The following is a 2,054-nucleotide window of genomic DNA, read 5'->3' as shown; positions in this document are numbered from 1 at the left end:
GGCCCCCCCGCCGATCCGGCCGACCAGGTACCCCAGGCCCAGCCCCAGAGCGTTGTGCAACACAACGGCCAGTGCCACCAGGGGGCCCGTGCCCAGAACCGTGTCGGCGTTGGCGCCCACCACCCCGGCGACCACGACCACGATCCCGGTGACCGACACCAGCGGCAGCGCCGGAAGGGCCGCGGTGACCGCCCGGTCCGCGAACCGGCGCAGCAGGAGTCCCGCCAGGACGGGCAGCAGCACCATCTTGACGATGGACAGGAAGAGGGCGCCCGTGTCGACGGGCAGCGTCGAACCGGCCAGGCCCAGCACGATCAGCGGGGTGAGCACCGGAGCCAGCAGGGTGGAGACCGACGTCATCGCCACCGACAGCGCCACGTCACCGCGCGCCAGGTAGACGATCACGTTGGAGGCGGTCCCGCCCGGAGCGGCGCCCACCAGGACCATGCCCACCACGAGCATCGGAGGCAGGCCGATCAGGTGGGCGATCCCGTAGCCGAGCAGCGGCATCACCGTGTACTGGGCGAGCACGCCCAGAGCCACCGCCTTGGGGTGCCGGGCCACGACCGCGAAGTCGACCGGGCGCAGGGTGAGGCCCATCCCGAACATGATGACGCCGAGCAGGAGGGGGATGTGGGGGGTCAGGGTCGATGCCAGGTCGGGCGCGAGGAGTCCGAGGACCCCTCCGAGCAGGACCAGGGGGGCGAACCAGCGGCCGACGGCGTCGGCGACGCGTGAGATGACAGACATGGAGGAACTTTCCCGTGGAATACCCCGGGGCGGCGGGCACCGGTCCCCGGGCGGTTGCCGCCGCGAGGGGTCGACACCGCACCGGTCAGCGTAGTCCCGGCGCCGCCCGGTCCACCGCCCGGGCCAGCCGTATCCGCCCGTTGCCGAGTCCACCTGAGCGGTGGGGCCGCACCCACCGCCCGATCGGCCGCGAAGTGCATCGGCCCCAGGGCGTCGCACGTCCTGTACGCCCCTGGGCCAGGCGCACCCGACCGCCCTTCTCATCGTCCGGCGAGGGCTTCTGCCTCATCGGACCCCGTCCAATCGTGACCGTCCCCGCGTCGGACTCAGTTCGGTCGAAGGCGGGCGAGGCGAAGAGCCGGTTCGATGTCGCAGTACACCTGAAAACCGCCCGTGCCGGATATGCCGCCGTACCGCGAAGGACACATTCCGCGGTTTCTCAGTTGAGCTGCTCGGCCAGTCCGACGATGACACCCTCGGGGCCACGGACGTAGCAGAGCCGGTAGCTGTCCTGGTACTGGGCGACCTCGCCGACGAGTTCGGCACCGTGGGCGCGCAGGCGGGCCACGACGTCGTCGATGTCGTCGACGGCGAACATGACACGACGAATGCCCAGCGCGTTCGCCGGTGCGTTCTTCGGCTCGGTAGCGACCGCCGTCGGTGTACGGAACCTCATCAGTTCGATCCGGCTGTGGCCGTCCGGGGTCCGCAGCATCGCGATGTCGGTTCGGACACCGTCGAGTCCGACGACACGGTCCACCCACCGCCCCTCGACCCGTCCCTCACCCTCCAGTTCCATGCCGAGTTCAACGAAGAACGCGGTCACGACCTCGAGGTCTTCGACGACAATACCGACGTTGTCCATACGGTGAATAGCCATGTCGCCGAGCTTAGGTAAGCGGTCGGACACTCGCCCGTGTCGAGGGCGGACGTCTCCCGCGGGGCCCCGCACCCTCCACCCCCGCGTGCGCGGGGAGCAGCCCGCCGGGTTGTGGCTGGTCGACCTCAAGACGGGTCCATCCCCGCGTGCGCGGGGAGCAGGCAAGCTCGGGTGGATGAAGAAGGGCTCCCGCAGGTCCATCCCCGCGTGCGCGGGGAGCAGGCGACGGCGGCTCCCCAGAAACCTTCGACCTCGGGTCCATCCCCGCGTGCGCGGGGAGCAGGAGCGGCGCCACAAGAAGCCGCACAGCAAGGCGGGTCCATCCCCGCGTGCGCGGGGAGCAGTTCGATTCCCGGCCCATGCGCGACCCCGACCCAGGTCCATCCCCGCGTGCGCGGGGAGCAGGCCCAGAACCCGCCGGCCG

General features: G+C 71.0%; 2 protein-coding genes and 1 CRISPR repeat array. Both genes read right to left on the bottom strand.

The genetic code is table 11. The features are described from left to right. Nucleotides 1-750, bottom strand: a 750-nt coding sequence (locus D471_RS0123940) for a bile acid:sodium symporter family protein (RefSeq protein WP_017600960.1), incomplete at its 3' end; no start/stop codon positions are given. A gap of 439 nt (nucleotides 751-1,189) precedes the next feature. Continuing rightward, nucleotides 1,190-1,615, bottom strand: a complete 426-nt coding sequence (locus tag D471_RS0123935; protein WP_017600959.1) for a VOC family protein — start codon at nucleotides 1,613-1,615, stop codon at nucleotides 1,190-1,192. An 87-nt stretch (nucleotides 1,616-1,702) separates the two neighbouring features. After that, nucleotides 1,703-2,035: a CRISPR direct-repeat array (repeat unit 28 nt; unit sequence GGTCCATCCCCGCGTGCGCGGGGAGCAG). Between the last annotated feature and the right edge of the window lie 19 nt (nucleotides 2,036-2,054).

The sequence above is a fragment of the Nocardiopsis lucentensis DSM 44048 genome (assembly GCF_000341125.1).
Taxonomy (GTDB): domain Bacteria; phylum Actinomycetota; class Actinomycetes; order Streptosporangiales; family Streptosporangiaceae; genus Nocardiopsis; species Nocardiopsis lucentensis.
The sequence above is the reverse complement of the archived record's forward strand: the minus strand, read 5'-3'. Positions and strand labels throughout refer to the sequence as shown.

Coding starts and splice junctions, on each gene's coding strand:
- D471_RS0123935 (WP_017600959.1), bottom strand. CDS start 1,615: ATGGACAACGTCGGTATTGTCGTCGAAGACCTCGAGGTCGTGACCGCG.